This is a genomic window from uncultured Desulfobulbus sp. (genome assembly GCF_963662935.2).
Lineage (GTDB): Bacteria > Desulfobacterota > Desulfobulbia > Desulfobulbales > Desulfobulbaceae > Desulfobulbus.
This window is the reverse complement of record NZ_CAXXTL010000002.1, coordinates 1,507,807-1,532,684: the sequence shown is the minus strand read 5'-3', so window position 1 is coordinate 1,532,684 and position 24,878 is coordinate 1,507,807. Positions and strand designations below refer to the sequence as shown.

Annotated in this window: 24 protein-coding genes; 11 read left to right on the top strand and 13 right to left on the bottom strand. The window is 53.4% G+C overall.

Annotation, left to right across the window (positions count from 1 at the left end; all coding sequences use genetic code 11):
• Positions 1 to 227 precede the first annotated feature (227 nt).
• Positions 228 to 1,268, bottom strand: coding sequence for an IS481 family transposase (locus ACHZCX_RS11075; RefSeq protein WP_319587289.1), 1,041 nt, complete (start codon positions 1,266 to 1,268; stop codon positions 228 to 230).
• Positions 1,269 to 2,090: 822 nt separating this feature from the next.
• On the opposite strand from ACHZCX_RS11075, the gene ACHZCX_RS11070 reads away from it, so the two are divergent.
• Positions 2,091 to 2,417: a transposase gene (locus tag ACHZCX_RS11070; RefSeq protein WP_319585208.1), complete on the top strand. Its 327-nt coding sequence runs from the start codon at positions 2,091 to 2,093 to the stop codon at positions 2,415 to 2,417.
• A gap of 74 nt (positions 2,418 to 2,491) precedes the next feature.
• The gene (locus tag ACHZCX_RS11065; RefSeq protein ID WP_319587288.1) at positions 2,492 to 2,782 is read left to right on the top strand and encodes a hypothetical protein; all 291 of its coding nucleotides are present in this window, start codon (positions 2,492 to 2,494) and stop codon (positions 2,780 to 2,782) included.
• A gap of 72 nt (positions 2,783 to 2,854) precedes the next feature.
• Here ACHZCX_RS11065 and ACHZCX_RS11060 read toward each other — a convergent pair.
• Positions 2,855 to 4,002, bottom strand: a protein-coding gene (locus ACHZCX_RS11060) for an IS3 family transposase (protein ID WP_319585211.1) whose coding sequence is annotated in 2 segments (ribosomal slippage) — positions 2,855 to 3,744 and positions 3,744 to 4,002 — 1,149 coding nt in all. Because the reading frame shifts where the segments join, the coding sequence is not laid out codon by codon here.
• A gap of 96 nt (positions 4,003 to 4,098) precedes the next feature.
• On the opposite strand from ACHZCX_RS11060, the gene ACHZCX_RS11055 reads away from it, so the two are divergent.
• The gene (locus ACHZCX_RS11055) at positions 4,099 to 4,728 is read left to right on the top strand and encodes a DDE-type integrase/transposase/recombinase (RefSeq protein ID WP_319587287.1); all 630 of its coding nucleotides are present in this window, start codon (positions 4,099 to 4,101) and stop codon (positions 4,726 to 4,728) included.
• A gap of 351 nt (positions 4,729 to 5,079) precedes the next feature.
• Here the strand turns inward: ACHZCX_RS11055 and ACHZCX_RS11050 are convergent, their stop codons facing one another.
• The 6 genes from ACHZCX_RS11050 to ACHZCX_RS11025 all read right to left on the bottom strand — a co-directional run bounded on the left by ACHZCX_RS11050 (position 5,080) and on the right by ACHZCX_RS11025 (position 11,566).
• Positions 5,080 to 5,775 carry a DUF1003 domain-containing protein gene (locus ACHZCX_RS11050; protein ID WP_394708827.1) on the bottom strand — a complete coding sequence of 232 codons (696 nt, stop codon included), beginning with the start codon at positions 5,773 to 5,775 and terminating at the stop codon, positions 5,080 to 5,082.
• A 113-nt stretch (positions 5,776 to 5,888) separates the two neighbouring features.
• Positions 5,889 to 8,600, bottom strand: coding sequence for a cation-transporting P-type ATPase (locus ACHZCX_RS11045; protein WP_319587285.1), 2,712 nt, complete (start codon positions 8,598 to 8,600; stop codon positions 5,889 to 5,891).
• Positions 8,601 to 8,801: 201 nt separating this feature from the next.
• Complete coding sequence (locus ACHZCX_RS11040) at positions 8,802 to 9,710, bottom strand: radical SAM protein (RefSeq protein WP_319587284.1); 909 nt, start codon at positions 9,708 to 9,710, stop codon at positions 8,802 to 8,804.
• Positions 9,711 to 9,832: 122 nt separating this feature from the next.
• Positions 9,833 to 10,120: an HU family DNA-binding protein gene (locus tag ACHZCX_RS11035; RefSeq protein ID WP_319587283.1), complete on the bottom strand. Its 288-nt coding sequence runs from the start codon at positions 10,118 to 10,120 to the stop codon at positions 9,833 to 9,835.
• Between the two features lie 287 nt (positions 10,121 to 10,407).
• Positions 10,408 to 10,854, bottom strand: a complete 447-nt coding sequence (locus tag ACHZCX_RS11030) for a MucR family transcriptional regulator (protein ID WP_319587282.1) — start codon at positions 10,852 to 10,854, stop codon at positions 10,408 to 10,410.
• 118 nt (positions 10,855 to 10,972) lie between these two features.
• The gene (locus ACHZCX_RS11025) at positions 10,973 to 11,566 is read right to left on the bottom strand and encodes an NUDIX hydrolase (protein ID WP_319587281.1); all 594 of its coding nucleotides are present in this window, start codon (positions 11,564 to 11,566) and stop codon (positions 10,973 to 10,975) included.
• Positions 11,567 to 11,887: 321 nt separating this feature from the next.
• Here ACHZCX_RS11025 and ACHZCX_RS11020 point away from each other — a divergent pair, with 321 nt between their 5' ends.
• From ACHZCX_RS11020 to ACHZCX_RS11005, 4 genes are all read left to right on the top strand, one after another.
• The gene (locus tag ACHZCX_RS11020; protein WP_319587280.1) at positions 11,888 to 12,091 is read left to right on the top strand and encodes a hypothetical protein; all 204 of its coding nucleotides are present in this window, start codon (positions 11,888 to 11,890) and stop codon (positions 12,089 to 12,091) included.
• Between the two features lie 71 nt (positions 12,092 to 12,162).
• Positions 12,163 to 13,080, top strand: coding sequence for a DMT family transporter (locus ACHZCX_RS11015; protein WP_319587279.1), 918 nt, complete (start codon positions 12,163 to 12,165; stop codon positions 13,078 to 13,080).
• Positions 13,077 to 13,589 carry a lipocalin family protein gene (locus ACHZCX_RS11010; protein ID WP_319587278.1) on the top strand — a complete coding sequence of 171 codons (513 nt, stop codon included), beginning with the start codon at positions 13,077 to 13,079 and terminating at the stop codon, positions 13,587 to 13,589. Before ACHZCX_RS11015 ends, ACHZCX_RS11010 begins: the two co-directional genes overlap by 4 nt.
• 81 nt (positions 13,590 to 13,670) lie before the next feature.
• Positions 13,671 to 15,587 carry a malate synthase gene (locus ACHZCX_RS11005; protein WP_319587277.1) on the top strand — a complete coding sequence of 639 codons (1,917 nt, stop codon included), beginning with the start codon at positions 13,671 to 13,673 and terminating at the stop codon, positions 15,585 to 15,587.
• A gap of 94 nt (positions 15,588 to 15,681) precedes the next feature.
• Here the strand turns inward: ACHZCX_RS11005 and ilvC are convergent, their stop codons facing one another.
• Positions 15,682 to 17,157 carry a ketol-acid reductoisomerase gene (gene ilvC, locus ACHZCX_RS11000; RefSeq protein WP_319587276.1) on the bottom strand — a complete coding sequence of 492 codons (1,476 nt, stop codon included), beginning with the start codon at positions 17,155 to 17,157 and terminating at the stop codon, positions 15,682 to 15,684.
• A 176-nt stretch (positions 17,158 to 17,333) separates the two neighbouring features.
• Here ilvC and ilvY point away from each other — a divergent pair, with 176 nt between their 5' ends.
• Positions 17,334 to 18,224 carry an HTH-type transcriptional activator IlvY gene (ilvY, locus tag ACHZCX_RS10995; protein WP_319587275.1) on the top strand — a complete coding sequence of 297 codons (891 nt, stop codon included), beginning with the start codon at positions 17,334 to 17,336 and terminating at the stop codon, positions 18,222 to 18,224.
• Between the two features lie 71 nt (positions 18,225 to 18,295).
• Here ilvY and ACHZCX_RS10990 read toward each other — a convergent pair whose 3' ends face one another.
• Positions 18,296 to 18,793, bottom strand: a complete 498-nt coding sequence (locus ACHZCX_RS10990) for a universal stress protein (protein ID WP_319587274.1) — start codon at positions 18,791 to 18,793, stop codon at positions 18,296 to 18,298.
• A gap of 293 nt (positions 18,794 to 19,086) precedes the next feature.
• Entirely contained in the window at positions 19,087 to 21,039 is a 1,953-nt protein-coding gene (locus ACHZCX_RS10985) for an SWIM zinc finger family protein (protein WP_319587273.1), read from the bottom strand.
• Between the two features lie 285 nt (positions 21,040 to 21,324).
• Here ACHZCX_RS10985 and ACHZCX_RS10980 point away from each other — a divergent pair, with 285 nt between their 5' ends.
• Positions 21,325 to 21,756, top strand: a complete 432-nt coding sequence (locus ACHZCX_RS10980) for a PilZ domain-containing protein (protein WP_319587272.1) — start codon at positions 21,325 to 21,327, stop codon at positions 21,754 to 21,756.
• A 159-nt stretch (positions 21,757 to 21,915) separates the two neighbouring features.
• Positions 21,916 to 23,145, top strand: coding sequence for an ISL3 family transposase (locus ACHZCX_RS10975; RefSeq protein WP_319585207.1), 1,230 nt, complete (start codon positions 21,916 to 21,918; stop codon positions 23,143 to 23,145).
• Here the strand turns inward: ACHZCX_RS10975 and ACHZCX_RS10970 are convergent.
• Together ACHZCX_RS10970 and ACHZCX_RS10965 are read right to left on the bottom strand one after the other, a co-directional pair.
• A complete protein-coding gene (locus tag ACHZCX_RS10970) occupies positions 23,091 to 23,552 on the bottom strand; it encodes a GtrA family protein (protein WP_319587271.1) in 462 nt (153 codons plus the stop codon). The genes ACHZCX_RS10975 and ACHZCX_RS10970 overlap by 55 nt on opposite strands.
• A gap of 94 nt (positions 23,553 to 23,646) precedes the next feature.
• A complete protein-coding gene (locus ACHZCX_RS10965; RefSeq protein WP_319587270.1) occupies positions 23,647 to 24,576 on the bottom strand; it encodes a glycosyltransferase family 2 protein in 930 nt (309 codons plus the stop codon).
• Between ACHZCX_RS10965 and ACHZCX_RS10960 the strand changes: the two genes are divergently transcribed.
• Positions 24,575 to 24,751 (top strand): hypothetical protein, encoded by a 177-nt coding sequence (locus ACHZCX_RS10960; RefSeq protein WP_319587269.1) that lies wholly within the window; start codon positions 24,575 to 24,577, stop codon positions 24,749 to 24,751. The two genes, ACHZCX_RS10965 and ACHZCX_RS10960, sit on opposite strands and share 2 nt — an antisense overlap.
• Positions 24,752 to 24,878 lie beyond the last annotated feature (127 nt).

The following is a 24,878-nucleotide window of genomic DNA, read 5'->3' as shown; positions in this document are numbered from 1 at the left end:
CAAAGAGAAGTGTTTTATGGAAACCAGAGCCAGATTATTTTCTTAAATCAGGATCAAATATCGGATTTGCGGAATTTCCAGAAAAGGCTGGAGGCGTTGGTGCGACACGCATCTTCTCTATTTTCTGAAACAAAAGTTCGTAATTCCGTAAAAAATATACCCCGAATAATCTGTAGTAGTTACAACTTGACCTGACAGTTGCCAGTTTTTTACTGGTGCCTGTCAGGTCAGATTTGACTCAAGTTTTTATCCTGCCAAAATTTCATTCCATCCTCAAGTGTTTCCATTGGAGTTCGCCCACAGCACATTTTCCCCTGATGGGTTCTTTGGGTGTTGTAGCGGACCAGCCATTCATCGAGGTCTTTTTGAAGTTCCTCTATGGTAGCATAGAGTTTCTTGCGAAAAGTCACCTGGTAGAATTCATTGAGGATGGTTTTATGGAACCGCTCGCAGATTCCGTTGGTTTGCGGTGACCGGGCCTTGGTTTTTGTGTGCTCGATATCGTTCACGGCCAGATAGAGCTGATAATCGTGCGTCTCCACCTTGCCGCAATATTCCGTCCCTCGATCAGTCAAGATCCGCAGCATTGGTAACTGATGCTCTTCAAAGAACGGCAGCACCCTGTCGTTGAGCAGATCAGCGGAGGTGATCGGTGTTTTAGTGGTATAGAGCTTGGCGAACGCCACCTTGGAATAGGTGTCCACGAAAGTCTGCTGGTAAATTCGGCCCACACCTTTGAGTGTGCCGACATAAAAGGTGTCCTGAGAGCCCAGGTAGCCGGGATGTGCGGTCTCAATTTCGCCAGAGGCAAGATCATCATCCTTTTTCTTCTCAAGCGCCTGAACCTGTGCCTCGGTAAGGATCAAACCCTCCTTCGCCACCTTGTTCTCCAGTGCTCGCAAGCGATCCTTGAACCGCCCCAACTGATGACGCAGCCAGACACAGCGCACCCCGCTTGGAGAGATGAATATCCCCTGCTTGCGCAGTTCATTGCTGGCCCGCACCTGGCCATAAGCCGGCTGCTCGACTGCATAGGCAATCACAGCCGCTTCCGTCATCTCTTCGACGCGGTTTTTGATGTTGGGCTTGCGATGGCTCTTATCGATCAGCGCATCGATTCCACCGTTACCGACAGCCGCTCTGTAGCGATAGAAGGTGTCTCTGGAAAGCCCCATGATCTTACAGGCCCTTGAGACATTGGAGAGTTCTTCCGCCAGATTGAGTAATCCAATCTTGTGTTTTACGATGCGTTCGTTACCATTGAGCATGAGGGTTGCCTCTATTTGTTTTGATGGTTGGTTCGCTCCATTATCAAAACTGGTAACCCTCATCTTTTCAAGTGAGGTGTCAGGGCAAGTCGAAACTATCTCAGCTCATGGTAATCCTCTTCTTGCCTAACTGCGTTAGTGCCTACTTAAAACAAAATCTTCTCAGTGGGGCATGGTCTCATAAATGGTGAATAGGTAGCCTGTTAGAAAATTAAGCAGATTAGTTGTGGTTGTCTAAATTTGACAAGTCTAAAAGTATGTGCCTTCTTTTATCCACAAGCCTTAAAAGTAACCTATATGTGGTCAATGCAAAATAAAGGGACTCATCCTCATGGTTATCTTCGCCCTGTTCTCAACAGGCATTTACGGAGGGGCTTGATGCTACCGCCAACGCCGACGGTCCCATGAATTCTGACAAGCTTTCAGGTGAAAAATGATCGGTTTTTTTTCGGTCTTTCTCCTGTCTTTTTGGCGGGGGAAGAATGCTCTACTAGATTGATCCCAGTCCTTAGACAAAGTTTATACCGTTAACTTTACCGGAACATATTGTTTTCTTATCGGAACCTGAAAGCAAGCACCACCGCTTTTTTCTTGACCTAGACAGCCACGCTTAATTATTTTTTAATCATAATATTATACAGTTACAGGCATGAATGAGGGTTTGTTCACTAGGCTTCGAATCCGGGTGTCGGGGGTTCGAATCCCTCCGGGCGTACCAAGTAGTCAAGGGTTTAGAAAATTTCTCTAAACCCTTTTTTTGTTCACTCCGGTTGTCTTGGTTCAACGGGAATAGGACTTTTGAGCTGTTCATGATAAACCATTATGAACGGAGGAAAGTCCATGCGAAAGAAACGTCACAACTACAGCCCTGAAGAGAAGGTAATCATCCTCAAGCGCCACCTGGTTGGCCGGGAAACGGTATCGGATCTCTGCGATGAATACCAACTGCAGCCGAATACATTCTACGGTTGGCAAAAGCAGTTTTTCGAAAAGGGAGCTGCTGCTTTTGCCCTAGAAAACAAAGACTCCAAGAAGGTACAAGAACAACGAATCCATCAGCTTGAAGATAAATTACGTCGGAAACACGAGGTTCTTTCCGAGTTACTGGAGGAGCATATCCAGTTAAAAAAAGAACTTGGGGAGCTCTGAATGGTAGCTGGGTTCCTCATGATACACGTGATACCGTTGTTGATTTCAGCAAGCATTGGAGCAAGAAAGCTGAAGTGGCCCTGCAAGAGATCATCGCTTGGCTGGCCGTTTCCAGGAGCAAGTTTTATGCATGGATCAAGCGGTACGGCAAGGCCAACGAACATAATGGGCTGATCCCCCGGGATTTCTGGCTTGAACCTTGGGAACGGGCAGCGATCGTCAATTTTGCTGTCAACAATTCCCTTGAGGGGTATCGGCGGTTGACGTTTATGCTACTGGATCAGGACATCGTTGCCGTCAGCCCCAGCAGCACCTGGCGAGTTCTAGGCCAGGCAGGGTTGCTGCAGAAATGGAACCGGAAGTGAGGTGGTCGGGGTTTGTGAGACATCCTGAGGTGTGAAATAAGCAATGTTGCTTTTATTATACAGTTACAGGCCTCAGGCTGCCTTGCTCAATTGTTCGATTCGTTTTGAATAAGCCTCATTTGGAGTCTGCTTGTCAAGTGACGAATGTTTTCTTTTCTCATTATACCAGCCGAACCAGGAAGTCAGATCCTTGACAAGCTCAGTTCCCGTTTCGTATGACTTCAGGTAGATCCTTTCGTATTTCAGGGTGCGCCAAAGTCGCTCGATAAAGATATTGTCCTTGAATCGTCCTTTGCCGTCCATGCTGATTTTGACGTTCCAGGCCTTGAGGACTGAGGTGAACGCTTCGCTGGTGAATTGGCACCCCTGATCAGTATTGAATATCTCAGGAGCGCCATATTTAAAGAGAGCCTCTTTCAAAGCCTCAACGCAAAATCTGGTGTCCAGAGTGTTGGATAGTCGCCAGGCGAGAACCTTTCTGGTGGCCCAATCCATGATCGCGATCAGGTACATGAAACCCCGAGCCATAGGGATGTAGGTGATGTCAGTCGCCCACACCTGATCGGGCCTGTCAATGGTCACTCCCCGGAGCAGATAGGGATAGACCGGATGCTTCGGCTGTCGCCTGCTGGTGCCCGGCTTGGGAGCTAAAGACTCGATGCCCATGACCCGCATTAAGCGACGGACACGACCTCTTCCCACCACGAGTTCGGGAGTTGTGAGGTGATCAGCAAAGGAACGGCTCCCCATCCAGGGGTGCTCAATATAGAGTTTGTCTATCCGGGCCATCAGTTCCAAATCACCAACACGTAGACCGAAGCCAAGGCCGCGGTAATAGTTGGAACGAGGCAGTCCGAAAAGCTGGCAGCAACGCTGAACAGAAACTTCAGGATGTCCCATAGCGATCACCTGTTGTTTCTGCGCCCGGCCAAGTTCAGACCGGGCAGATTGGCTAAAAAATCGTTCTCAACCTTGAGCTTGCCGATCTGACGGTGGAGCTCGGCCACTTCGGCCTCATGGTTGACTTCTTTCTTCTTGCCCTTGCCAAAAAGCTCAGAAGCGTTCTTGGTCAGATCCTGCTTCCAGCGGGTGATCTGGGTCGGGTGAACCCGGTACTCAGTAGCCAGTTCAGCCAGAGTCTTGGACTCCGACAGTGCGGCCAGGGCTACTGTGGCCTTAAATTCTGCGCTGTGACGTGGACGATGAGGTGGGTTTGACATTGAACTTCTCCTTGCAAAATAGGTTGGTTCATTGCTTATACACCTGTCTCAATAATCGGCACCTCTTCAAAGAAAAGCCTCAAGGGCACCGGCTTTGTGCAACCGCTCAGGCCCCATGACCATTGGCATGTGGACATTTCTTATATCAACATCTGCGGCACATTTTATTATTTGTGCAGCATTCTCGATGGATGCAGTCGTTTCATTGTCCACTGGGAGATCAGGGAACAGATGACGGAAATGGATGTGGAGATCATCCTGCAACGCGCCAAGGAGCACTTTCCCGAAGCCCGGCCAAGGATCATTTCAGATAACGGGCCACAATTTATTGCCAAGGATTTCAAAGAATTCATCCGTATCTCGGGAATGACGCATGTGCGGACATCGCCGTATTATCCGCAGTCCAACGGCAAATTGGAACGGTTCCACGCAACCATCAAGGGGGAATGTATTCGTCCCGGTGTCCCGCTTTCCCTTGACGATGCCCGAAGAATGGTTGAAGGGTTTATCCATCACTACAACAACGTCAGGTTGCACAGCGCCATCGGATATATCGCGCCGATGGACAAATTGAACGGCAGAGAACAGGAAATATTCAAAGAGCGAGACAAAAAACTGGAAAAAGCCCGGGAACTGAGAAAGAAAAAACGACTTCGTGCCTACGGGCCAATCACCCCAAGGGGAGATAATACGGCTCCCCATAACCCCTTAATGCAAACAGCTTGAATGTCCATTTCCAACTGAGGCGGAACACGGTCACCCTCCGGTCCGCGCTCGAGATTCCTTATTCGAATAGAGTTTTTCGACCTAGATTTTTCACGCCCCCTTTCGGCGCACATACTTCGGCTCGCCTTTCACATCAGTTTTGTATTCTGACTCTACATTACCCCAGCTGAACCAAGAATGGTGTACGCGGTCAATAACAAGCGCAACTTTTGTCTTATGCGAATGGGTAACTATTCGGATTTCAACAGAGAAAGAGTCTGAACAGCAACGGAGTCGGAGATATCGTGACTTGGCAACTCGTTGCCAACCGAACGCTATTTTCTGCGTGCAAGTACAGAGATTTTCCAGGGGTTACTTTTTGGCGCCAAGTTCCGACAAAAGTTCGAGCTGAAGCTCTTGTATTTGCACCAGACGACTCCATTGGTGTGAAAGAAGATGATCAACCTTTTCATGAAGATGCCGGATCTCAAGCTCCGCTTTGAGGTTTACCTGATAGTCATGTTGTGATCGAATTCGGTCTTTTGCTTCCTGGCGATTCTGACTCATCATAATGATTGGCGCCTGGATGGCGGCAAGGCAGGAAAGCATCAGATTAAGGAATATAAAGGGATATGGATCAAATGGACGCAATACCAGAACAAGCGAATTCATTCCGATCCAAAGGACGAGGAAAACAGCAAAGCAGATAAGAAATGTCCAACTCCCGCCAAATGTGGCGATCTTATCGGCCATGCGTTCCCCAAAGGACCACTGCTGCTCCAATTCGGATTCAGTGTCCAACGAGAGAATTTCATGTTCGCGTAGGCTGCGCACGACCTCCTGCTCGAGGGAAGACAACTCGCCTTTTTCAGATTCCAGCAAGTTATGAACGTATTTCCCTCGAAATTCGGCAAGGTCAACTTTACAAATCAGTTTTTCAGATGACCAGTCCGGATATGATTTTAGAATTTCAGCGGCTATTTCCTCTCTAATGATTTCGCCAGGGACAATGTTTTGCAGAGAATAAGATTTGCCGCAGATCGCACACGTTTTCTGAAGAGTCTTCATGGTGGGCATTTGTTTCAGTCCTTTTCATTCATTATGAACAACCAAATTGGGGAGAAACAGCAGGTTGGCGATCCGCTTCAGCAAATTGGTATGGGTTCTGCCACCGATGCCGATCAGGATGGCATTGTGGCCTTTTGACGCGTAAAGGAATTGGCCAAGGTTCTCGCCAGCCACTTTCGCGACTCTTCCAACACAAGAAGAAAAAGCGCGAACGGGACAATAAAGAGCCAAACCTTGCCGTCAATCGGTGCTGTGCCAAAAATGGCATTGCCCAGAGGCGTATAGTCAATGAACAAAATGAGGACGATTTCCAGCAGCACGCCCCACAAAACGAGCGGATTGCCAAGTATACCTTGAGAAAATATCGACTGGTAGCGACTGCGGCAGAGGAACACATTCACGATCTGCATCACAATGATACTCGTCAGGCAGGCTGTGGTCGCTTGTAAATAGAGGGGATCATTCTGTGCTAATTGTTGACCGTACAACCACCCGCCACGATGCAGAATAAAAAAGAAACTGGCCATGGCCGCGATCGCTTCAATGGCCCCGAGAAAAAAATAGGCGCGCAGCACCAGGGGCCAGTTGAAGAGCCTTTCATTGCGTGAACGGGGAGGCTGTTCCATAACTTTTGGATCTGGTCTTTCGACACCCAGACCGAGGGCCGTCAGCGAGTCGGTTCCCATGTCCACCGACAGGATCTGAATAGGGGTCAACGGCAGGGGAATCTTGAAGAGCATAAAGGCGAGATAAGGAATCAGCTCCGGTACATTGTGGGCCAAAATATAGGTGAGAAACCGGCGGATGTTTTCAAAAACGGCTCGGCCTTCTTCAACTGCGTTGACGATGCTGGCGAAGTTGTCGTCCAGCAGCACCATGTCAGCTGCCTCTTTGGCTACGTCCGTCCCTGTGATACCCATGGCGATACCGATATGAGCGCTTTTCAAGGCCGGAGCGTCATTCACTCCGTCGCCGGTGACCGCCACGATATGCTGTTTTTGCTTGAGCGCGTCGACAATGCGCATTTTTTGATCGGCGCTGACCCGGGCAAAAATGATTTCCGGCTCATCCAGCGCGAGCCGCAGTTGTGTTCCGGTGAAACCGCCCAGTTTTTCCCCGGTGACCACCAGTGGCTTGTCTGATTGGACCAATCCGATTTCCCGGGCAATGGCCTGAGCCGTGCTGGGATGGTCTCCCGTCACCATGATGACTCTGATTCCGGCCTGATGACATTTGCGGATCGCTTCCGGAACTTCAGGGCGAGGTGGGTCCTCCAGCCCTGCCAGGCCTGCGAAGATGAGTTCTTCCTCCAGCCCGGCATGCTGCCAATTGGCTGGCAGAAGACGATAAGCTAAGGCCAGTACGCGCATACCCTGCTCGGCCATGGACTCCTGTGCCGCCCCGATTTCGTTCCGCAACTTTTCGGAAAAAGGTTCTACTTCGCCGCCCTTCAGCATCCGGGTGCAGATGGAGGCGACAACTTCCGGCGCCCCCTTGCAGAGGAGCAGTGCGCCTTCTGGCGTTTCGTGCACCGTACTCTGCCGCATGCGATCCGCATCAAAAGGAATTTCGTCCAATCTTTGATATTCCATCGGAGAAGGAATGGCCTGTGTTGCCATTTCAACCAAGGCGATTTCCATGGGATCTCCCAAGAACACACATCTGCCGTTCTCTTCCCCTGGCCGCAGGTCGTGGCACAGGCGGGCTGCCACAAAAAATGGCCGGTAATCCTTTGCCAGAGATGCTAATTTGCCGGCATCGCCAGCAGCATAAGGTGTTCCACCCAAAAGGATTTGTTTCACGGACATACGATTTTGAGTGAGGGTCCCGGTCTTATCCGTGCAGATGACCGTCGTCGCCCCGAGTGTTTCAACCGAGGGCAGATGACGGATGAGCACGTTCCGTTTTGCCATACGCTGGGTGGCTAGGACCAAGGACAGCGTCAGGGTAGGGAGCAGGCCCTCGGGGACCATGGCGACAATGATGCCAATGGCGAAAATATAATCATCCCACAGAGGTATTCCGAAAAGGCGGCCGATCGCGAAGAATGCCAAGCCAATGAGTACGGCAAAGATGCCGATCAGGCGGCTAAGGTGAGCAATCTCTCTGCGCAGCGGTGACATGACCTCGCCGCTGGACTGGGTTAGATGGGCAATTTTGCCGAATTCGGTGCGAGGGCCGGTCGCGAAAACCAGCGCTTTGGCCTGCCCCGCGACCATCGAAGAGCCGGCCAGCAGGATATTCTTGCCATAGGCCAGGCTTCCCTCCTCGCAAGGGATTGCTTCCCGCGCCATAGTCAACGATTCGCCCGTAATGGCCGCATTGTTGACCTTAACGCTGAACCCCTCAATAAGCCGGCAGTCAGCAGGAACATGGTCCCCCTGCGCAAGGAGAATAATGTCACCCGGCACCAAGTCTACCCTGGGAAGTCGGCTCACCTTGCCTTCACGGAGAACATCAACCTGCTGCGGGAGGAGTTTGCGCAGTGCGGCCAGGGTCTGCTCGACTCGGTGCTCCTGCCAAAAAGAAAAAATGCCGCTGACAAGAATCACGATAACAACGGCACAACCGAGCCTGGCCATTCCCTGGCCGGGCGCGAACCGCTCAGCGACAAAAGCCGTTCCCGCCGCCACCCAAAGAATAAGGGAAAAGAGATGGGTAAACTCTTTGAGGAAGCGTGCCCATAGAGGCTCACGTGTGACTTGCGCCAAGCTATTGGCGCCGTATTCCTGCAGACGGCGTTTGGCTTCTTCGTGGGACAGCCCCGAGATGTTGCTTCTCAGGCGCGCAATGGCTTCTGGTACGGACAATTGATGGATATGCATGGAGAAATCCGTTAGCAGGAAGAAATTGTGGATCTCGAATGTTCAAGCAGTCTGGACGGGATGACGCAACCTGCTCAAATCACCCCCGATTAGGCAGGTGTCATCCGGCCATGTCCTTTTTGGCGTCTTTCCGGTAGTCAACACTTTTCAACTATATCTTGACTTCTTTAACTTGAAAAAAGCCTTAAAAGGATTCGGGCATCATCTGACCCATCTCTGCAGATCTATACCAGCGGCTTCTTGAAGGTTTATCAACGTCTCCGGCGTATCGAACAACATTTTACACAACTCGCATTTGCGATAAGTGATTATTTTGCTGGCTTTGATTCCAGAGAAGGAGGCTATAGCGCTGATGCCCAAAGATCGGATGCAGTTGTAGAGAGGATTGGCTTCGCTCCTAATAAACAGTTGCTCGATGGAATGGTCTTGGAGGTTACCGAGCAAAAAAACATTGGTCGTGTCAAAGTGACTGCCTGCGTCACAACAAGCATACATGTTCAAATCCGGAGCCAAATATGGATTCATCGCACAGCGGTTCTCCTGGTAATCCGTGAAGAGTTCCTTCCGACTCAAGGAATCGGCCCGCCCGGCATAGATGATCGGCTCTGGGAAAAATTTGAGCCCATGGTCTCGTAAGAATTGCTCATGCGCATCATCTTCTTTTGCAAAATCAGTCACAAAAGAAATGAAGTAATCAATTCCTGTTTGCATGCAGCCCTGAGCCGCATTCAACACATTGCGGGGTGGGACATGCTCTTGGTGCCATCTGCTTGAGCTAATACGGAGTTGGGAAAGCCCGCTTTGCTTGAGTATGCTGAGCATGTGTTGCGCCGTTTCGGGTGTATCTGCCCAATAACTGTTGGTAACGATCCGGGTGTAAATATTGAGTTCCCGGCAGAGAGCGATCAATTCGAGGAGATCAGAAAAATAGAGAAAAGGTTCACCTGCAGTAAAACTGATGCCGGTAACGTCGACAGCGGCCATGTCTCGGATGATTTCTTTCGCCTGGGAAAGCTCCATTTTTTTATAATCAGGCACAGCCCCGGCGGCCACGCAATGGGCGCATCTCATATTGCAGCGGGTTGAGTATCCGAAAGCTATTTTTCTCATAGATTTGAGGGGTCGAGGGTTTTCTTTGAATACCTGAGGTCGCACTCGGCTACTGGCCGACACCGACACATTCCAATAGCCAATCTACTCCGACAGATTGTTGTTCGTCAGTCAGTAAAGAGTCATTTCCCTCGATTTTCATCTATCGATTCTCGAAGTTCCTTGCCGACTTTAAAAAAAGGCAATTTTTTAGGCTTTACCGATATCTGAGCTCCAGTCTTGGGATTTCTTCCGGTATACGTCTCATATTCCCTCACTGTGAAGCTTCCGAAACCGCGCAGCTCGATATTGTCGCCTCTCACCAGCGTCTCGATCATTGTATCCAGAATCGTATTGACAATGGATGCGGCTGTTTTGGTTGTCAGGTCCTGATCTTGAGCGAGTGCTTCTATCAATTCTGATTTGTTCATAAGGCGCCTCGGAGATTGTGATAACTTTGAATTATTTAATTATATTAAATCAAACAGATAATAGATAACCAGAATTGTTTCCAAAGAGAAGGATAAACAGAAACTCAACACAAACAGGAAGCAGGAAGCAGGAAGCAGGAAAAGAGTACAGACTCTGATTCACAAAGGCCTACTTCCGCTATAATTGGGTGGGCTTGGTGGAATTGACTGGCTGGTAGGGCAGGGATACTGACAAAACGGTACGCCCTCTCCCGGAAATGAATCCAGAAGAGGGCGTACCTCTCATTTCATTCAGGGGAGACTTTTTTCTTCGTGCGGGCAACGATAGCCTTGCGGAGGTTGTCCGGGAGGCCTCTCTCTTTACCAGACTGAGAGCGTCTTTCTGAGAGCGCTTTGGCGCACAGTGGCTGGCGAGCTGACAGTCCATGCTTCTTGCGATATTCTTTTGCAGTGAGGCCATGAGACTTCAGGTGCTTCGGAGACAGCATCTTGAATTCCTGGCCGCATTCAAGGCAGACAATCTTGTTTTTCTGGATGGATTTCTTAGGGTCCATCACTGTGGCTGTTGCTTCTGTTTCTGTCTCAAGCATCCCCCCTGCTTCGGCATCTTGAAGGGATTTAAGAGCCTGGAAGGTTTCGTTCAGAGCAGCTTTGATTTCTTCGGTGCTCATCTGTTTGCTGGTTATCTGGGATTGGATAATTTCAGCTGTCATTTGTACGAGTGTTTTGCTCATCTGTTTACTCACTGACTGAATTTTTCATATTCTTCCTTTTTGAATACAGGAAATACCTTGGCCATTAAAGCAACATACGCTTAACCTTCGTGGGCGGTTGAAGCGTATATCATGCGAATCATATCTTTTCGATTCTATCGTCTATGGGCAATATTTTCATATTTCCTGCAAAATAGCAATCAATTATTTTTTTGTCAGCTTCGAAAGCATAGATTGTCCCAAAGTGCAAATTACTATCTATCCACTTGAGCTCTGTTAAGTCATCCCTTGGCTCCTGGTGACCTCCCAACACATCCCCTATTAAAACTATGACTATCGTGTGATGCAAATCATCAAGATGATTCGAAACTACATTAACAATTCCTTCGATGCGTATTTTAAGTCCCGTCTCTTCTAAAACCTCACGATGTGCGGTTTCAATAAAGGATTCCTCATACTCGATATAACCACCCGGCAAGCACCATTTATTTCCATACCGTGCATTTTCTGATCTTTTTCCTATTAATACTTTACCGTCGGGCGATCTCATTATAATAGTGATTCCAGGGCTTGGATTCAGATAATGGACAAAACCACATTTATCACAGCTCTGTCGTTCAAATTTCCCAAGCTCCTTTCCAGGGAAATCTGCTCCACACTTGGGGCAATAATTCAGACGCTTATTATTGCCGGCCAATTCACCTGAACTGCTGAATACTTGAAACAGATTCATGCGTTACCTCCTTGTGGATCTTTCTGACATCGGGCCTTGAATCCAACCATCTCCAGGCGAGCAAAGCCACCCATATCACACCCACCCACCCCTATAATTGGTGGACTTAGTGGAATCGGAGTGACTATGGAAAGACATCCATCTCGGACGTAACCTGGGATGGGTGTCCGGTTTTTCTCAGCGGCATTGAAAAGACCCGACTCCGTGGGGGCAGCCTACTGGTTCTCTTCTGCATCAATATAGCTGTGAAATCGCCGATTTTCGGCAGGAATTATCTCTAGACGGGCCCTTTCACGGCAAGAAAGCAATTCGCCACCCGGCTTGAAGAGATCACTGACCCTCCATCTTCTCCAGGCCGGGTGCCGGCCGAAATCTTCACTGCTGCCGCAAAAAACCGGTGCCTATATCGCCCGGACTCCGGTATACATGGAGGGACGAATCGAGCTGCTGCAGTACCTCCGGCAGCAGTCGATCTGCCACAATGACCACTGCTACGGCAACTTGGGCGATCGGTCCCTGGACTGATCCGCTCCACTGGCTGCCCCCGAAAATAGAGACTTTGCCCCCTTGTCGCGGAGGGGTATTCTTGGCTTTCCATGCACCGACAAACCAAGGCCACCCTGTTGACCCTGCTGACCATCCTTTTCTGGGGTGGCGCTGCTTCAGCCTTCAAAATCGGCCTGCGGTATGTCGGCCCCTTTACCCTGCTGTTTTACTCGGTGGCGATTTCGACCCTGGCCCTGTTGATCATTCTTGCCCTGCAAGGCAAGCTCGGCACCCTCAAGAACACCCCGACACCGGTACTTTCCAAGGCCTTACTGCTCGGCATCCTCAATCCCTTTCTCTACTATGTGATCCTGTTTAAGGCCTACGCGCTGCTCCCCGGCCAGATCGCCATGCCGCTCAATTACGGCTGGCCCCTGGTGCTCACCCTGATGTCAGCACCGATTCTGGGGCAATCGCTCAGCCGGAGTCAGGTGGCGGCGGTGGGGATCAGCTTTTTCGGGGCAATCACGATCGCCACCAAGGGGCAGTTCACCCACTTCGGCGATGTCAGCCACCTGGGCCTGTTGCTGGCCGCCGGTTCCACCCTGATCTGGGCCTCGTTCTGGCTGATGAATGCCCGGGACGGCGTCGATCCGGTGCTCAAACTCTTTCTCGGCTTCTGCTCAGGGCTGGTGTGCTCCCTGCTGTTCAGCCCCTTGTTGGGCGGCATCGGCTGGCCCCCGGCCGCAGCCTGGCCGGCGCTGATCTACATCGGCCTCTTTGAGATGGGCATCACCTTCGTTCTCTGGCTGACCGCTCTGCAACTCTCCACCACTGCGGCCCGCATCGGCAATCTGATCTACGTCACCCCTTTCCTCTCCCTTCTTTTTCTCCGCCTGGTGATTGGCGAGCAGATCCACCCGGCCACCTTCCTTGGCCTCGCGCTCATCATCGGCTCGATCATTTTTCAGGAATTTCAGGCCAAGGGTACCGACCCTATCAACCTCAATCCGTCACCGCACAAATGAAAAAAATATTCGCTGCCTTATTGCTGTTACTGACGGGATGTACTGCCATTCCGGAAAATGTCAGGCCGGTTGAGCATTTCAACCTGGAAAAATATTTAGGGAAATGGTTCGAGATCGCCCGTCTGGATCATTCCTTTGAACGAGGTCTCACCCACGTCTCGGCAACGTACAGTCTGCGCGAGGACGGTAGCGTCAGGGTGCTCAATCGCGGTTACTCTGAACAAAAGAAAAAATGGCAGGAGGCTGAAGGCAAGGCCTCCTTTGTCGGCAGAACAGATCAAGGGCACTTAAAAGTCTCCTTCTTCGGTCCCTTTTATGGCTCGTACATCATCATCGAACTTGACCATGCACAGTATCAATATGCCCTGGTGTGTGGACCGGATACATCGTATCTGTGGCTGTTAGCCAGAACCCCGGCCATATCGGCTGAGGTGAAAAATCATCTGATGGCCCAAGCAGCGTCCCTGGGTTTTGATACCAGCGCCTTGATTTTTGTCGACCAACACTAACAACCGCTCTCGCCCCGCGTCTCTCTGCCGGCGATTACAGACAGAGCGAGGGGTAAAAAACACAGAAGGGGAGGAAAGAAGATGCCAAGACCAGCAACGACCAACGAAAACATGCAGTTGCAGATCAGAGAGACGTTAGCGGAAGAATATTCGGATATTTACACCGCGGAAGCGCTGGCAGCCCTGACCTTCATGGCGCAGTTCAACGAGGCCCAGAAACACCTCATGGCCGAACGTTTGCAGCGCCGGGCAGCGCGGATCAGGGATCGTCAGCCTGTTGCCTTTCTTGATCCCGCCTCCACCATCAAGGGAACCTCCATTCGGGTACAGGATGCCCGTGAGGGCAACTTTGTAGGGCCCGCGATTCCCCATGATCTGCAGCGCCAATGGATCCAGGGCACCGGACCCGCCGCCAGACCCAATGCCCCGGTGGCCGCAAACCTGCGCAATGCCGCCTATGCCTTGCTCTCGGGTGCCGACGGCTGGATGTTTGACGGCGAGGACGCCCTCGGTCAGATCACCACCATGTCCCTGGACAACCAGCGTAGCCTCAAGCTGGCCATCGCCCGCGATCCGCTCTTTCTTGAAGTGGCCCGGCAGGTGGCCGGAGAGATGAACACCTGGGCCCGCAATTTTTTGGGCCGGGAGATCATCGCCGACTGGCGCGGCCAGCTCGACTTCACCACCACCATCTTCCGCGCCCGGGGCCTCCATCTCGACGACCGCCATATCCGCGTTGATGGCCGGTCGCTGTCGGCCTCGATCGTCGACCTCACCCTCTATGTGGTCAATAATTACCAGCCGCTACGGGACGCCGGGGCCTCCATCGTGCTCTACCTGCCCAAAATTCAGACCGCCGAAGAGGCCGGTTTCTGGAAGATCCTGCTCGGGGCGCTGGAAGGCCACCTCGGCCTGGCGGCAGGGACCATAAAGGCCTACGTGCTGGTTGAGCAACTGGAGGCAACCTTCCAGCTGATGGAAATCCGGGCGGCGCTGGGCCTGCACTTCGTCGGGTTCAACACCGGCCGCTGGGACTATATCAACAGCGTGTCCGATGCCTGCTGCGGCGAGACCGGCTTTATCAATCCCAACATCGAATCAATCACCATGACCTACGGCTACATGCGCAAGTATGAAGACCGGGTACGCCGGGCCGTGAACACGCCGGATGCCCTGGGCCATTGTTCTCTCTGGCAAGGGGGGATGGAGCCGAACATTCCAGTCGGCTCGCCAGAGGGTGTGGCCAGCAGCATGGAAAAAGCCCGGGAGGGTGCTGTCCGCGAACAACAGGCAGGGGCGAGCGGCAAATGGGTTGCCCACTGGAAGATGGTGCACATCATTCGCCCGGTCTGGGAGGAGGTTGGTGACGACAACCAGCTGGGCCGGCCGTTCCCGCTGCTGGGCTATACTGCGGAGGATGCGGCGGGACTGACCCTGCTGGAACCGGCCCCCCGGACCGTGCGCGGCGCCCGCAACCTCCTGAGCGTGGCCTTGCAGTACGGCAACGCCTTTGGCCAGGGGCTGCAGGCTGCCGCCCTGAAACCGGCGGACTTCTTCGGCAACGATGACATTCTCTATCTGATGGAGGATATGGCCACCGGCGAAATTCGCCTCTCCATTCTGTGGGAATGGCTGCACAAAGGGGCGGTTCTGACCGAAGACGATCCCGAAAGCGGGCTCAAGACCGGTGATGTGTTCAGCGCCGCAGTCTTCAACCGGCTGCTCGAAGAGGAATACGCCAAGCTTTTATCGGCCGACAATCGCGATGTCTACGAGGGCTCGAAGAAAACGACCCTGCCGATTGCGCGAGCCATTGTCGAAGCCTATGTGCTCGATCCGGACAAATTGCCCTGGTATATCGATCTACTGAATATCAATCTGAACAACCACGATCTGAGCGTCGCCAAGGAGCGGATAGCGCGCTATAGCACCGCCTTCAAGCAGGAGGGCCTGCGCATCACCGAAAACCTCGACACCTTACCAAAGACCGGCCGCTAGGTAAGCGGTGCAAAAAAAATCCCCCTGTGCCGCGAGGTGGGCACAGGGAGATTTCTGAGATCGGTACAAAGGCCGCTAAAGCAGCCGGGACTGATCAGATGATCGGCTTCATGGCGCTCATGTGCGAACGGAGTTCCTCGCCGACCTGCTCGACCACGGTGTAGCGGATGGCGGCATTGATACCGATCAGCTCGATGTTGTCCACCGAGTTGTCTTTCAGTTTCAGCCCCTTACCAATGACGTCGCTGCTGACGTCCTTCATGAAATCGGCTAACAGCGGCACCGCCTGGTGGGCGAAGAGATAGCAGCCGTACTCGGCGGTATCGGAGATGACCACGTTCATTTCGTAGAGCTTCTTGCGGGCGATGGTGTTGGCAATCAGCGGCACCTCGTGCAGGCTCTCGTAGTAGGCCGATTCCTCCTTGATGCCGGCGGAGACCATGGTGTCAAAGGCCAGCTCAACCCCTGCCTTAACCATGGCGATCATCAGGATGCCGTGGTCGAAATACTCCTGCTCGCTGATCTCAGCCGCGGTGGACACGGCTTTCTCAAAACCGGTCTGGGCGGTCTGCGCCCGCCAGGTCAGCAGGTTTTTGTCGTCGTTGGCCCAGTCGACCATCATGGTGCGGGAGAATTCGCCGGACATGATGTCGTCCATGTGCTTCTCGAACAGCGGCGTCAGGGTCTCTTTGATCTCCTCGGCCAGATAGTAGGCGCGGACCTTGGCCGGGTTGGACAACCGGTCCATCATGTTGGTAATGCCGCCGTGCTTGAGGGCCTCGGTGACCGTCTCCCAGCCGTACTGGATCAGCTTGGAGGCATAGCTGGCATCGATGCCCTCGGCAATCATCTTGTCGAAGCAGAGCAGTGAGCCGGCCTGGAGCATGCCGCAGAGGATGGTCTGCTCGCCCATCAGATCGCTCTTGACCTCGGCGACAAAGGACGACTGCAGCACGCCGGCCCGATGAGCGCCGGTGCCGCAGGCATAGGCCTTGGCAATATCCCAGCCCTCGCCCTTGGGATCGTTCTCCCGATGGACGGCGATCAGGGTCGGCACACCGAAACCGCGCTTGTACTCCTCGCGCACCTCGGTTCCAGGAGATTTAGGCGCCACCATAATGACGGTCAGGTCCTTGCGGATCTGCATCCCTTCTTCCACGATGTTGAAACCGTGCGAGTAGGAGAGGCAGGCGCCTTCCTTCATCAGCGGCATGACCGCAGTCACCACCTTGGAATGCTGCTTGTCCGGGGTGAGGTTGATCACCAGGTCGGCGGTCGCGATCAGTTGGTCGTAGTTGCCGACGGTGAAACCGTTGGTGGTGGCGTTCTTCCAGGATTGACGTTTCTCGGCGATGGCGGAATCGCGCAGGGCATAGGAGACATCAAGGCCGGAGTCGCGAAGATTCAACCCTTGGTGCAACCCCTGGGCGCCGCAGCCGACGATAACGATCTTCTTGCCTTTGAGTTTGGCAACGCCATCGGCGAATTCGGTTCCATCCATGAAGCGGCATTTGCCCAGTTCTTCCAGTTGCAAGCGCAGCGGCAAGGTATTGAAATAGTTCTGTCCCATAGTCATTTTCCTCTCTGAGTGTTGGTTGGTAACGGGGAGATGGTCCACCATACCCGATATTTTTGTTGCGAAAAGTGATTTGTTTGCAATTCACTGTTGCATAAAATGCAACGCAGGCGCACAATAGCCGCTGAACCGCTTCATACCATAGAACCCTCTCTTTTTTCCGCTTTTTTATGGATATCCGCGCCATTAAAATCTTTAATCACCTAGCCCATTCGCTCCATTTCGGCCGCTCCAGCCGGGCCTGCAATCTCACGCCCTCGGCCCTGACCCGCACTATCCAACGGATCGAGGAGGAACTGGGCACGCCGCTTTTCCGCCGCGGCAACCGCTCCGTTACCCTGACTCCAGCCGGCGAAATCTTCAAACAGTATGCTGAAGAGACCGAGCAGCGCTGGCAGACCCTGCAGCGAGAACTGGCCGACGACGAGACGCTGCGCGGTGAGATCTCCCTCTACTGCTCGGTCACCGCCGCCACCTCCATCCTCCCCCGCATTCTCGGAGCCTTCCGCCAGGCCCATCCCAGCGTCCAGATCAAGCTGCAGACCGGCGATGCCGCCGAGGCCCTCGACAAGCTCAAAAACCGGGAGGCAGAGGTGACCATTGCCGCCCTGCCGGAGCAGTTACCCCCCTCGGTGGTGTTCGTCGAGTTGGCGCAAACGCCCCTGGTGTTCATCGAACCGGCTGATAGCATCAAATCCATGCCTGGTGGTGAATCCGGAATCGACTGGCGCCGCATCCCGGTGATCCTCGCTGAGCGGGGATTGAGCAGGGTGCGTATCGATCGCTGGTTCAAGGAAAAGGAGATCCAGCCCAATATCTACGCCGAGGTGGCGGGCAACGAGGCCCTGCTGGCCATGGTCAGTTTGGGCTTAGGCGTCGGCGTGGTGCCGCAACTGGTGCTGGAAAAAAGTCCGCTCAAGGACAGGGTGCGCGTCTTCGTGGTCGAGCCGGACCTGACCCCATTCACCATCGGAGCCTGCACCCTGGAAAAATATTTGACGCACCCGGTGATTGGGGCATTCTGGGCCACTGTCCTGCAGGAACAGAGCAGTGAGAGTTGAACAAAAAAACCCGATTCCGGCCTGACCGGAGTCAACGGAATCGGGAAGAAAAAGGAGAAGCGAGGCGCTGTTTATTTGGGGGTGTTAGGCACCAGCAGCACCGGTATTTCGCTGTGCCGGGCAACCCGGCGGGCGGTGGTGCCCATGAGGGCGCTACCAAAAAAGGAGGTGGTGGAGGTGCCCATGACGATCATGTCGGCCTGATACTTCTTCGCCACCTTGAGAATCTCTTCACAGGGCTTGCCGGTGGCGACCATGATCTCGGTCACGGGATTGCGGTCGAGACCGAAGGCTGTCAGCTCTTCCTTGCAAAAGGTGTCGAGTCTCTTTCTCATGACCTCAAGGATGTCGCGAGCGCCGTCCTTGTTGATCTTGTCTGCTGCTTCGCCGGAAAGATAGTTGGCGATGATCGCCGTGCCGGTGCTGCCGAGCGGTTCAACCACATGCAGCATCAACAGACGGGCGTTGTAGCGGCGGGCCTGGCTGACGGCCAGACGAAAAACAGGCCGGGTGTTTTCGCCCAGATCGGTGGCATAGAGAATGGTTTGAATATTGGGTGCTGGAACCATCTGTCCCTCCTGTGGGGGTGGCCGGATCTCCCTGCCGGTCTTTCTGCGGCCGACGGATCTTCCGGTTGTTTGTCAGTGTGAGTACGCCAAAAGCCGTTGAGCACTTACCGCCGCAGCGACTACAGCAACGACCGGATCATCGGCGGGGCCCAAAAGCACAACCTTCAGAAATTACGTGTTAATTATTACAAGAACCGAAACCGGTCCGTCAAATCAATTTTTCACGCCCAAAGAAAACGTTCTCCCCTCGCTGTGGTGCCGGCTCAAGAGCGATTGAGAGCGCCCTGGTCACTTTATCCCACGATTTTTTTACTGGCGCCGCTCAGAGAATCCAGCACCTCCAGCAGCCGCCGCTTGGCTTTGTGAGTCTGCCTCAACTCAGCCAGCAGAGCCTGCCATTCACCCGGGCGATCGCCGGCTTCATAGACCTTGCGCATCAGGCGGAGAAACCCGCCGGCCTCGAGATAGGACTTCGGCTTGACCTCGGCAATCAACCGGTCGACTATTCCCCGCCAGATCTCGAGCGCCACCTCGGGATGCGTTTTGGCCACGGCCTTGGCCACTTTCTCACTGCCATGCCAACTGGTGCGAGCGCTCTTCTTCACCGCCTGATACAAACTCACCACATCGTCGAACCGTTTTTCACTGATCGCGATGTCGATCAGAGTCTGACGATCCGGGTACCGCTTCAAGCCGGACTCCTTTTCCTGCGGAAAGACAACCTCCGGTTCGGGAAGGGGCCAGGCTGCAGCCGTACCCTTTTTATTGGGCAGATCGGGACGCTGGCCAGTTTCCAGATAGTTGAGCGCCGACTCCCTCAATTTTGGCCAAACCCCTATTTTTTCTGCCGCTTTGCGCAATTCCCGATAGGTTTCAAGTGAGGCGTGGCAAAAATAATCCTGGGCCCGGTAAGCGGCGACCAAGTCGTCGCGTTTGTCTGCCGCCGCCATTTCCCGCAGCTGCTTTTGCAGCTTAGAGGCGATGCCAGGTGACTCTTTCTGGGTGCAGCCAAACCCCCGGATGCACCACTGCCGGGCCTGCTCCTTGCTGCCTGCCGCAAGCAGCTGTGCCACCAGGTGCTCGTAATTCCGGCACACATCGGCCTCCTTTTCCAGGAGCGGTAGAATCTTCTCCGGTTCGCCGCCCAACCGGTAAGCCTCAACCAGCCGGTTGATCAACTCTGTGCGTTTGTAGGTGTCGGAAAAATTGGCCCCGCGCGGCTTCTCCATCAAACCCAACCGAAGATCGAGCGCAGACGCTACTTCCCGCCAATCGGCCGCCACATACATCGGAGCGCGGAGGATCTCCCCCCCAAATTCGAGCAGGGAAAATTCATCCGCCAGCAACCGTTCGATCACCCAGAGCAATTGGCCCGACCGGGTCAGCGACGATTTCGGCACCGCCTGCAATACAATCTCCAGGCATTCGCTGAGGGCGCCCTGGGTGAGGCCCTCGTCATCGGACTGCTCGACCTGTCCGGTCCCCAGCCGCCACAGTTCATCGCCCAATTCGAGCAACTCGTCGACGTGCCCCTTGTCGAGCAGGGCCTTGAACTGCTGCAGCACATGCGAATAATCGGGGACACTGCCCTCATTGTTCCAATGACTGTACCAAGCCTGCTCGTCGGTCAATTTTTTAATTTCCTTACGCAGTGAACGAACCAGAGGGTCGATCTGGCCACTCCGCAGTTGCTCGGCCTCCAGCAAACGGCGTTCGATCTCGGGATGCTCCTTGGCCAGGGCAACCATCAGGTCGAGCAATTCTTCCCGGCTTTTCCCCGCCAGGAGTTTGCGGATCTTCGAAGTGCCGGCTTTTTTTGTCTTTTCCGGACCGGGGTCAGGCTCGATTTCCGTTTCTTCGTCCTCCCAATCCACCGCACCGTCCTCATCGTCCTGCTCACCGAAGAGCATCAGATGGAGGTCGTCATCCTCGGCAAGCACAGGAATTGCCTGTTTTTGCTTAACCTGCTGCGCCGCCGCCAAAATCACCGCCACCGCATGCTTGCAGGGGCCGTCGTCATAGGGGCAGGTGCAGAACCATCCGTGCTGGCCGGCTTGGTCGAGGCGAACCAGAGTGGCGTATTCCTCGGTCCCCGAGACCCAGGCGACCAGATCATCCTCCGGGGTTCGGTGGAGTCCATCCACCTGTTTGATGTACGACTTCCCCCTGGCGAGGATCTTCTCCCCCGCCCATTGGTCAAGATCGTCATAGGTCAGCTGGCCGAGGATGGTGTTGATGGTTTCCATGTTCGTCTCCGGAGGCGGTACTCAAGCCGCCTGACTTGCTCGATCCTTGTTCGGTTGTTGCCTGTTTGATCAGAAACAAAAGAATAAGGAATTTCGCTGGAAGAACAACAGGAATCTGAAAAAAGACGTGGGATTGTGCGAGGGAGGGGAGACGAGCGACCGACAGAAAATCTTTTCCCTGCCCCAAAAAAGGGGGGCGAGACAACCCCGCCATTGACAAATTCAAGCGGGTGGTATGTACTCGAATATATACTTTCCCGGCCAGATGATGAGCGGACATTGCCCATGCACGGAAGATCACAGACCTATACAGTCAAGGACGGCAGAATTCGGGTTCTTTGCTCCCGATGCGCCAAAAAGCGTTATGTGGCCATTCCGCAAGGAGTGCGAAAAAAGACAGTGCGCTGCACCTGCGGCCAGTCTGCCCTCTGCACCCTTAACCACCGGGCCTCGGTAAGGGAATCAACCAGCGGCAAGGCCTTTGTCATCCTCCTCAATGGCCGGGAATGCCCCATTTATCTCTGCGACATCTCGCTCGGCGGTGTCGGTTTCAACGTCCCCACCCAATACAGCCGCACCATTGCCAACGGCCAGGAGCTCCGTATCAAGTACCGCTCCATGACCGGCTCCTCGGTGCTGCGAAAAATCCGCATTAAGAGCATCAGCAACAACCGCGCCGGGGCCGAATTCCTCGACGGCCGGCCACCGTCGTTCTGATGGAGAGCCCGGCTGTTCATTCTTCGCCCCGCTTCAGGCGCTTTTCCTCTTGGTTCCCCGCACGAAACGGTGCGTAAAACAGCTTAACAAATTTAAAAGCATGAGTTCTTTTAGGTAGATAAAGGCCGGCCAGCCAATAATCTATCTACAGAGGAACTCATGCTTGTTGAACAGATAATCAAACAGACGGTTGATTTGCAAGGTTTTCGAGTACATACGGTCACCAAAGACTCCGATGGAATAATCGCTGAAATTCGTCCTGATGCCCGCCACAGGGTGCGATGCGGGTCATGCGGACATCCTGCCGTCTACCGGGATCGGCGAGAGGTGCGATTCTTTCGCCACGTGCCTCTGTGGAATATACCTGTCTGGGTCAAATATGTACCTCGTCGGGTGTCTTGTTCTCGATGTGGAGGCGTCCGCACGGAGAAACTTCCCTGGGTGACGGGCAAGCAACGCTTTACTCTTGCCTACAGTTGCTACCTGGCCAAATGGGCCGAGATGCTGCCCTGGTACTCTGTCGCCAAACTGTTCAGTTGTGCCTGGGGTACGGTTGCCACAGCAGTCAAAAGCGTAGTGAAATATGGCATGGAGCATCGCGATCTCAGCGGCATTACGCATATTGGTATTGATGAGATTTCGCGGAAAAAAGGTCATGTCTACCTCACCAATGTGTACGATCTCCGCTCAAAAACCTTGATCTGGAGCGGGGTTGAAAGAACCAAAGATACCTTGCGCAGCTTTTTCAACTACCTCGGGCCAGAGCGGACAAACAAACTCCAGGGCATCTGTTGCGATATGTGGAAGCCCTATGTCGAGGTGATCAAGGAATGTGCTCCGCAGGCAACTCTTGTTTTTGATAAATTTCATATCGTTCGCCACCTGATGGAAGCGGTTGATCAAGTCCGGCGAGATGAGATCCGAGAAAAAGGAAAGGAACACAAGGAGCTCATGAAGGACAGCCGGTATATCTGGCTTAAGAATCCTTGGAACCTTACGCCGAAGCAAAGGATCAGACTCAGCAGCCTTGAGCATATGAATCTGAAGATCAACAGGGCCTATCTCCTCAAAGAGCGCTTTCGAGATTTATGGTCCTATAAGACAAAAACCTGGGCCAGGAAGCACTTGAAGCAGTGGTTTTGGTGGGCAACGCATTCTCGCCTGGAACCCTTACGCGAGTTTGCCTGGATGGTCCGACGCCATGAAGAAAACATCCTGACCTGGTTCCACATGCCCATCAGCAACGGCACTGTCGAAGGGCTCAACAATAAAGCCAAAGTCGTCAGCCACAAGGCCTATGGGTTCAGAACAGCTGACCTCTTTATCTGCAACCTCTACCACTGTATGGGCAACTTACCGGCCATACCGCTCATGCACCGTTTCATGTGAGGAACCTTCCTCTTGAACACCATCCGGCGGGACAGAAAAAAATTTGCCGCCAGACCGGATATCGAACCGACCGCCACAGCAATAAAAGGGTGGGCGTAGGCAAGGGAGCAATGGACAACCAGCACCAGGTAGATGCCATTGTTGATCAACCAGCCGGCTGCATTGGCGAGGACATACTGCAGCCACTCACGGTGCGCCGCCAACCCGCTGGCCCCAAAAGTGTACTGCCGGTTCAGCCACCAGGCGGCGGTCGCGGCTACTGGAAAGGCAATCATTTGCGAACGCACCGGCCCGAGAAAGTGCACCAGCATCTCCACGAGCCCGGCATTGACCACAAAAGCGGCCACACCCACCAGGCAAAAACGCCAGAATTGAGGCAGCAGCGCCCTCTCTCTCCTCAGAATCATCAACGCGGTCTCTTTGCTTGTGTTTTTCACTGGGTGTGCCTGCATCGCAAGGCCATGCCGGAACGCTCACAAAAGCTCCCCATTCCCTTTCCTTTCACCCTTCAATCACCGGAATGTTGAGATAACGCATCCGTTTGATTTCGCAGCGGCCCCGGGTCACCGTGTCGAGAATGAGACCGCAGGCCAGACTCAAAAAACCAAGGATCATCATGCTCATGGAGAGCACCGCCGTCGGCAGGCGTGGCACGAGGCCGGTGGCGAAAAATTCGGAGAGAATGGGCACCATCAGGATGACCGAGGAAACGGCAAAGAAGCCGGCAATCACCAAAAAAAACGAGATCGGTTTTTCATTCTTGATCAGCTTCAGAATCATCCACAGAATGCGAAATCCGTCCTTGAAGGTGGAGAGTTTACTGGTTGAACCCTCCGGCCGGTCTTTGTACGGCGTTGCAATCTCCGCGGTCGGCATGCGCAGATGCAGGGCGTGCACCGTCAACTCGGTTTCAATCTCAAAACCGTTGGCCAGCGAAGGAAAGCTCTTGACGTATCGCCGGGAAAAGACCCGGTACCCCGACAACATATCCCTAAAACGATCGCCAAAAATCCAGCGGACAATACCGGTGAGCAGCCAGTTGCCGAAGCGGTGTCCCGGACGGTAGGCTTCACTGATGGCGGTCACCCGCGCTCCGTTGACCATATCCAGTTGATTGTCGAGCAAACACCGGATCATCTCCGGCGCTGTGGCCGCATCATAGGTGGCATCGCCGTCCACCAGCACATAGACATCGGCCTCAATGTCGGCAAACATCCGCCGCACGACATTGCCCTTGCCTTGCAGCGACTCCGTCCGGACAGTGGCGCCGGCGGCTCGCGCTACCTCGATGGTGTTGTCCCGCGAATTGTTGTCATAGACGTAAATCCGGGCATGGGGCAGGACACCGCGAAAATCGCGGATCACCTCGCCCACGGCGGCCTCTTCGTTGTAGCAGGGAATGAGTACAGCGGTGTTGAGTCGTGCGTTCATGGGAGTTTTGATCAACTTCTCGGGATCATATAGTTTGGCTCAAGGGGCGCTTGATGTTGCTTTGACGCCTGCGGGGCACTGCCTTCAACCGGTTGCCGAACCCGGCGGAATTGCCGGGGCAACATTTTCTTTTAGTCAATATGAAGATATAAAACTCAGGTTTGGATTGGATTAAATTTGCGTTACATCATGTTTAATCTTCCAAGCATGAACCGGCATAAAGCGGGAAAGAAGAAGTGCCACTGATCATCACTGATTCATCCCCTTACCGTTTCCTGATCGTCCCCTAACCGGTTTCTCAT

Coding starts and splice junctions, on each gene's coding strand:
- ACHZCX_RS11075 (WP_319587289.1), bottom strand. CDS start 1,268: ATGCTCAATGGTAACGAACGCATCGTAAAACACAAGATTGGATTACTC.
- ACHZCX_RS11070 (WP_319585208.1), top strand. CDS start 2,091: ATGAACGGAGGAAAGTCCATGCGAAAGAAACGTCACAACTACAGCCCT.
- ACHZCX_RS11050 (WP_394708827.1), bottom strand. CDS start 5,775: ATGAAGACTCTTCAGAAAACGTGTGCGATCTGCGGCAAATCTTATTCT.
- ACHZCX_RS11045 (WP_319587285.1), bottom strand. CDS start 8,600: ATGCATATCCATCAATTGTCCGTACCAGAAGCCATTGCGCGCCTGAGA.
- ACHZCX_RS11040 (WP_319587284.1), bottom strand. CDS start 9,710: ATGAGAAAAATAGCTTTCGGATACTCAACCCGCTGCAATATGAGATGC.
- ACHZCX_RS11035 (WP_319587283.1), bottom strand. CDS start 10,120: ATGAACAAATCAGAATTGATAGAAGCACTCGCTCAAGATCAGGACCTG.
- ACHZCX_RS11030 (WP_319587282.1), bottom strand. CDS start 10,854: ATGAGCAAAACACTCGTACAAATGACAGCTGAAATTATCCAATCCCAG.
- ACHZCX_RS11025 (WP_319587281.1), bottom strand. CDS start 11,566: ATGAATCTGTTTCAAGTATTCAGCAGTTCAGGTGAATTGGCCGGCAAT.
- ACHZCX_RS11015 (WP_319587279.1), top strand. CDS start 12,163: ATGCACCGACAAACCAAGGCCACCCTGTTGACCCTGCTGACCATCCTT.
- ACHZCX_RS11010 (WP_319587278.1), top strand. CDS start 13,077: ATGAAAAAAATATTCGCTGCCTTATTGCTGTTACTGACGGGATGTACT.
- ACHZCX_RS11005 (WP_319587277.1), top strand. CDS start 13,671: ATGCCAAGACCAGCAACGACCAACGAAAACATGCAGTTGCAGATCAGA.
- ilvC (WP_319587276.1), bottom strand. CDS start 17,157: ATGGGACAGAACTATTTCAATACCTTGCCGCTGCGCTTGCAACTGGAA.
- ilvY (WP_319587275.1), top strand. CDS start 17,334: ATGGATATCCGCGCCATTAAAATCTTTAATCACCTAGCCCATTCGCTC.
- ACHZCX_RS10990 (WP_319587274.1), bottom strand. CDS start 18,793: ATGGTTCCAGCACCCAATATTCAAACCATTCTCTATGCCACCGATCTG.
- ACHZCX_RS10985 (WP_319587273.1), bottom strand. CDS start 21,039: ATGGAAACCATCAACACCATCCTCGGCCAGCTGACCTATGACGATCTT.
- ACHZCX_RS10980 (WP_319587272.1), top strand. CDS start 21,325: ATGCACGGAAGATCACAGACCTATACAGTCAAGGACGGCAGAATTCGG.
- ACHZCX_RS10975 (WP_319585207.1), top strand. CDS start 21,916: ATGCTTGTTGAACAGATAATCAAACAGACGGTTGATTTGCAAGGTTTT.
- ACHZCX_RS10970 (WP_319587271.1), bottom strand. CDS start 23,552: ATGATTCTGAGGAGAGAGAGGGCGCTGCTGCCTCAATTCTGGCGTTTT.
- ACHZCX_RS10960 (WP_319587269.1), top strand. CDS start 24,575: ATGGGAGTTTTGATCAACTTCTCGGGATCATATAGTTTGGCTCAAGGG.
- ACHZCX_RS10965 (WP_319587270.1), bottom strand. CDS start 24,576: ATGAACGCACGACTCAACACCGCTGTACTCATTCCCTGCTACAACGAA.